The following is a 5,520-nucleotide window of genomic DNA, read 5'->3' as shown; positions in this document are numbered from 1 at the left end:
GGATCGGGCCGCAGACGCCCGACGAGTTCGACGCCGCGACGGTGGGCGTGGCAGGCCTCGATCACGCCCGCTGGCGCGCCGATCAAGCCAAGCCCGAGGTCGCCGCCGCCTACAAGGCCGACTGGCGAGAGACCCGCGAGCCCAACGACTACGTCCGCGACCTCAAGCACGACAGCCCGATGAACGGCGAGCTGAAGCACTCCGAGGGCCATGATCGCTATGCCCTGCCGACGGTGATCTTCCGCGGCCCCGGCGGCGAGCACACCGTCGCCGGCTGGGTTCCCTACGAGGACTATGTGGCGGGCCTGGAAGCCGCCCTGCCCGGCGCCACCGCCGACCCGCGCCCCGACCCGACGCCGGCCGAGGCCTTCGAGCGCTGGGGCATGCTCACGGCCAAGGAGCTGGCCTTCCTCTGCGGCGAGGACGCCAGGCCGCCGGCCGGCGTCGTCACCCGCGATTGGGGCGACGGCCTCGTCTACTACGCCGCCGCCGAGGTCGAGGTTCGCGGCCTCATGGTCCTGGCCGAAGTCTAGAGCTCCGCCAGCAGGGCGTCGGCCATCTCTACGGTCGTCATCGAGCCGCCCAGGTCGGGGGTGCGGGCGCCCTTCTCCAGCGCCCGGTTCACCGCGGCGAACAGGGTGTCGGCGAGGTCCGCGCGATCGAGCGACCAGCGCAGCGCCATCTCGAAACTGAGGATCGCGGCCAGCGGATTGGCGATGCCCTTGCCGGCGATGTCCGGCGCCGAGCCGTGGATCGGCTCGTAGAGGCCGGGCTTGCCGGGCTCGCCCAGGGCGGCGGAGGGCAGCAGCCCCAGGCCGCCGGTGAGCTGCGCGGCCTCGTCGGAGAGGATGTCGCCGAACAGGTTGTCGGTGAGGATGACGTCGAACTGCAGCGGACGCTTCACCAGCTGCATGGCGGTGTTGTCGGCCAGCTGGTGCTCCAGCTCCACGTCCGGGTACTCCCGCCTGTGCAGCTCGGTGACCACGTCGCGCCAGAGCTGGCCGGTCTCCATGACGTTGGACTTCTCGGCCGAGGTCACCTTGTTGCGCCGCCCGCGGGCGAGCTCGAAGGCCACGCGCCCCACCCGCTCGATCTCGGCGGTGGTGTAGACCTGGGTGTCCACCCCGCGCTTGCCGCCGCCGGGCAGGTCCTCCACCCCGCGCGGCTGGCCGAAATAGACCCCGCCGGTGAGCTCGCGGATGATGATCAGGTCCAGGCCCTCGACCACCTCGCGCTTCAGGGTCGAGGCGTCGGCGAGGGAGGGGAAGCAGAACGCGGGCCGCAGGTTGGCGAACACCTGCATGCCGGAGCGCAGGCCCAACAGGGCCGCCTCGGGACGCAGGTGGCGCGGGACCGAGGCCCACTTGGGCCCGCCGACCGCGCCCATCAGCACCGCCTTGGCGGCCTTGGCCTCGGCCAGCACCTCGTCGGTAAGCGGGGTCCCGGAAAGGTCGAAGCTGCAGCCGCCGAACGGGCGCTCCTCGATGGAAAGGTCATTGGCCAGGTGCGTCGCCACGCGACGCACCTGGGCGGTGACTTCGGGGCCGATCCCGTCGCCGGGCAGCAGGAGCAGGTCGGTCATGGCAGGGTCCCCGTTGGTTCGCGCGCCCCCTCCTAGGACATGCCGGGGCGACGGAAAACCCCGCTTTGGAAGGGGTGGGCCTCAGATCTTCCGCTCGCCCGCGACCTGGTAGACGCAGAGGTCGCGGGCGTGGAAGCCGTGCGCCTCGCGGGCGGCCTGCCAAGCGGCCATGTGCGGCCGGGCGAAATGGGCGTCGAGGGCCGCCTGGTCGGTCCAGACCTCGAAGACCCGGATCATGCCGGGCTCGGCCACGTCCTCGGCATAGGCGTATTCACGGCAGCCGGGCTCGGCGCGGGAGGCGGCCATGACCGCCAGCATGTGGGGCCGGAGCGCCTCGACCTGCGCGGGCGGCACGCGGAACACGCCGGCCAGGACCAGGGTCACACGCCCTCCAGCCAGGGCTGGGCCAGCGCCTGGCGCATCTCGTAGACGTCGATGGCCTTGGCGGCCTGCAGGGTCTCGGCGACGGCGTCGAGGCCGTTCAGCATCTTGTGCTTGCGGGTGGGATCGATCTGGAAGGCGAAGGTCCTGCCCGACGGCGAGACCACGGTCTGGGCCTCCAGGTCGACGGTGACCAGGTGGTTGCCGCCCTTGGCCTCCGCCATCAGCGCCTGCACCTCCTGGGCCTCGAGGACGACGGGCAGGAGGCCGTTCTGGAAGCAGTTACTGTAGAAGATGTCGGCGAAGCTGGTGGAGATCACGCAGGTGACCCCGAAGTCCATCAGCGCCCAGGGGGCGTGCTCGCGCGAGGAGCCGCAGCCGAAGTTGTCGCCGCAGACCAGCAGGCCGGCGCCCTGGTATTCTGGCCGGTTGAGCACGAAGTCCGGCCGCGGCCGGCCCTCACCGTCGAAGCGCAGGTCGTAGAACAGTCCCTTGGCCAGGCCCGCGCGCTCCACGGTCTTGAGGAACTGCTTGGGGATGATCTGGTCGGTGTCGATGTTGGCCTGCGGCAGGGGGACGGCGCGGGCGTCGATGCGGGTGAAGGGGGTCATCGGAGAAACTCCCGCACGTCGGCGATGTGGCCGGCGATGGCGGCGGCGGCGGCCATTTCCGGGCTCATCAGATGGGTGCGGCCGCCGCGGCCCTGGCGGCCCTCGAAATTGCGGTTGGAGGTGGAGGCGCAGCGCTGGCCGGGCTCGAGCCTGTCGGGGTTCAGGCCCAGGCACATCGAGCAGCCCGGCTCGCGCCAGTCGAAGCCGGCGGCGATGAAGATCTCGTCCAGGCCCTCGTCCTCGGCCTGGGCCTTCACCAGGCCGGAGCCCGGGACCACCATGGCGGCGACGTGGCCGGCGACCCGGCGGCCGGCGTCGAGCGCGGCCTGCACCACCTTGGAGGCGGCGCGCAGGTCCTCGATGCGGCTGTTGGTGCAGGAGCCGATGAACACGCGGTCGATCTTCGCCTCGGCGATCGGCTGGCCGGCGGTGAGGCCCATGTATTCCAGCGAGCGTTCCGCCGAGGCCCGCTTGTCCGGGCTGGCGAAGGACGTGGGATCCGGCACGCGGCCGTCGACGGCGACCACGTCCTCCGGGCTGGTGCCCCAGGTGACCAGCGGCGCGATCCCGGCGGCGTCGATGCGCACCTCGCGGTCGAAGACGGCGTCGGAGGCGGAGCGCAGGGTCTTCCAGAAGGCGGACGCCATCTCCCAGGCGCCGGCCTTGGGCGCGGCGGGACGGCCGCGGATGTAGTCGAAGGTGGTCGCGTCCGGCGCCACCAGGCCCGCGCGGGCGCCGGCCTCGATGGTCAGGTTGCACAGGGTCATGCGGCCTTCCATCGACAGCGCCCGGACCGCGTCGCCGGCGTATTCGATGACGTAGCCGGCGCCGCCGGCCGTGCCGATCTCGCCGATGACGGCGAGCGCGAAGTCCTTGGCGCCGACGCCGGGGCCGGGGAGGCCCTCGATGGTCACCCGCATGTTCTTCGACTTGGACTGGCGCAGCGTCTGGGTGGCCAGGACGTGCTCGACCTCGGAGGTGCCGATGCCCTGGGCGAGCGCGCCGAAGGCCCCGTGGGTGGAGGTGTGGGAATCGCCGCAGACGATGGTCATGCCCGGCTGGGTGCGGCCTTGTTCCGGCCCGACCACGTGGACGATGCCGTTGCGGATGTCGCCCATCGGGAAAAACTCGATGCCGGCGTCCGCGACGTTGCGCTCCAGGGTCTGGAGCTGCAGGCGCGCCTCCTCGTCGGCCACGGCGCCGACGCCCAGCGCCTGGCCCTCGGTGGGGACGTTGTGGTCGGCCACCGCCAGGGTGCGGTCCGGCCGGCGCACGGGGCGGCGGGCGGCGCGCAGGCCCGCGAAGGCCTGCGGCGTCGTCACCTCGTGGATCAGGTGCAGGTCGATGTAGAGGATCGCCTCACCGCCCGCCGCCTCGGCGACCAGGTGAGCGTCCCAGATCTTGTCGTAAAGCGTCTTGCCGGCCATGCGGCGGCATGTAGGACGTCAGGCCCGCCTTCGGCAAGGCGCGGACGGCTGCAGCGAGGCCTTCCCCCTCGATGGAGACCGCCCCTCTCCACCCGGAAGCGGGGGGAAAAGGGGCGGGGAGCGGTCCTACTCTTCGACTTTGGCCTCTTCGCGGACGCTCTGCTGGCGTTCGGCGATGCGGGCCGACTTCCCGCGGCGGTCGCGCAGGTAATAGAGCTTGGCGCGGCGCACGGCGCCCCGGCGCTTCACCTCGATGGATTCGATCATCGGCGACAGCACCGGGAACACCCGCTCCACGCCTTCGCCGAAGGAGATCTTGCGGACGGTGAAGCTCTCGTTGATCCCCGAGCCCTGCCGGCCGATGCAGACGCCCTCATAGGCCTGGACGCGCTCGCGCTCGCCCTCCTTGATGCGGACGTTGACGCGCACGGTGTCGCCGGGCTGGAACTCCGGGGTGCTGCGCTGGGCCTTGAGGCGGTCGGCCTCTTCCTTTTCCAGGGTCTCGATCATGTTCATCGTCATCGTCCTTCTCGGGCTTCATTCGCCCTTTGCCTTTTGATTGGCGAGATGCGCCGCCCAGAGGTCCGGCCGCCGCTCCCGCGTCGCTAGCTCCCGCTGCGCCTTCCGCCACCTGGCCACCTCGGCGTGGTGGCCCGACGTCAGCACCTCGGGGATCTCAAGCCCCTCGAACGTCCGCGGTCGCGTGTACTGCGGATGCTCAAGCTGCCCGTCCTCGAAACTCTCTTCACTGAGGCTGTCGGCCCGCCCCAGGACACCGGGCAGCAGCCGCACGCACGCCTCGATCGCCACCAGGGCCGCCGCCTCGCCGCCGGCGAGCACCGCGTCCCCCACGGAGACCTCCTCGAACCCGCGGGCGTCGAGCACCCGCTGGTCCACCCCCTCGAACCGGCCGGCCAGGACGACCAGTCCCGGGCCCTGCGACCAGCTCTTCACCTGCGCCTGGGACAGGGGCCGTCCCCGGGCGCTCATATACAAAAGCGGCCGCCCCCGCCGCTCCACGCTGTCCAGCGCAGCCGCGATGACGTCCGCCCGCATGACCTGCCCCGGCCCGCCCCCCGCAGGGGTGTCGTCCAGGAAGCCGCGCTTATCCTTGGAAAAGCCGCGAATGTCCACCGTTTCCAGGCTCCAGAGTCCGGCCTCGCGCCAGGCGGTCCCGATCAGGGAGACGCCGAGCGGGCCGGGGAAGGCCTCGGGGAACATGGTCAGGACGGAGACGTCGAACGGCATGGCCGAGGTCAAGGCGCCACAGGGCCCCGCGCGTCAAGCGGCTTGCGGGCGAGGCGCCACCGTCTAGAACGGGACCGAGCGGGGATTGCAGGTGGAACGACGGACATTCCTGGGCGCGGCGCTTGCGGCCGGCGCGCTGGCGCGGGCGCTGGGCCAGGCGGGCCCGGCCCTGGCCGCCGGCTCGGTCAGCCTGCCGTTCGACTTCGACCAGGACCGGCGGATCATGGTCCCCATCCAGATCGACGGGAAACCGGCCTGGGCCTGGCTCGAC

The 5,520-nt window shown here is 71.7% G+C and carries 8 protein-coding genes; 2 read left to right on the top strand and 6 right to left on the bottom strand.

Annotation, left to right across the window (positions count from 1 at the left end):
- Window positions 1–533: hypothetical protein (locus VGL30_RS17410; RefSeq protein WP_331541287.1), on the top strand; the 533-nt coding region annotated here is incomplete at its 5' end.
- Here VGL30_RS17410 and leuB read toward each other — a convergent pair.
- The 6 genes from leuB to trmD all read right to left on the bottom strand — a co-directional run bounded on the left by leuB (window position 530) and on the right by trmD (window position 5,249).
- Entirely contained in the window at window positions 530–1,582 is a 1,053-nt protein-coding gene (leuB, locus tag VGL30_RS17405) for a 3-isopropylmalate dehydrogenase (RefSeq protein ID WP_331541286.1), read from the bottom strand. The genes VGL30_RS17410 and leuB overlap by 4 nt on opposite strands.
- 81 nt (window positions 1,583–1,663) lie before the next feature.
- Complete coding sequence (locus VGL30_RS17400; RefSeq protein ID WP_331541285.1) at window positions 1,664–1,966, bottom strand: putative quinol monooxygenase; 303 nt, start codon at window positions 1,964–1,966, stop codon at window positions 1,664–1,666.
- The gene (leuD, locus tag VGL30_RS17395; protein WP_331541284.1) at window positions 1,963–2,574 is read right to left on the bottom strand and encodes a 3-isopropylmalate dehydratase small subunit; all 612 of its coding nucleotides are present in this window, start codon (window positions 2,572–2,574) and stop codon (window positions 1,963–1,965) included. The genes VGL30_RS17400 and leuD overlap by 4 nt, the downstream gene beginning before the upstream one ends.
- Complete coding sequence (leuC, locus tag VGL30_RS17390) at window positions 2,571–4,001, bottom strand: 3-isopropylmalate dehydratase large subunit (protein ID WP_331541283.1); 1,431 nt, start codon at window positions 3,999–4,001, stop codon at window positions 2,571–2,573. The genes leuD and leuC overlap by 4 nt, the downstream gene beginning before the upstream one ends.
- 126 nt (window positions 4,002–4,127) lie before the next feature.
- Window positions 4,128–4,523, bottom strand: coding sequence for a 50S ribosomal protein L19 (gene rplS / locus VGL30_RS17385; RefSeq protein ID WP_331541282.1), 396 nt, complete (start codon window positions 4,521–4,523; stop codon window positions 4,128–4,130).
- 15 nt (window positions 4,524–4,538) lie between these two features.
- Entirely contained in the window at window positions 4,539–5,249 is a 711-nt protein-coding gene (gene trmD, locus VGL30_RS17380) for a tRNA (guanosine(37)-N1)-methyltransferase TrmD (protein ID WP_331541281.1), read from the bottom strand.
- A gap of 91 nt (window positions 5,250–5,340) precedes the next feature.
- Here trmD and VGL30_RS17375 point away from each other — a divergent pair.
- Window positions 5,341–5,520 (top strand): hypothetical protein (locus VGL30_RS17375; RefSeq protein WP_331541280.1); only part of this gene is annotated, 180 nt, incomplete at its 3' end.

The sequence above is a fragment of the Phenylobacterium sp. genome (genome assembly GCF_036502675.1).
Taxonomy (GTDB): Bacteria; Pseudomonadota; Alphaproteobacteria; order Caulobacterales; family Caulobacteraceae; genus Phenylobacterium.
The sequence above is the reverse complement of the archived record's forward strand: the minus strand, read 5'-3'. Positions and strand labels throughout refer to the sequence as shown.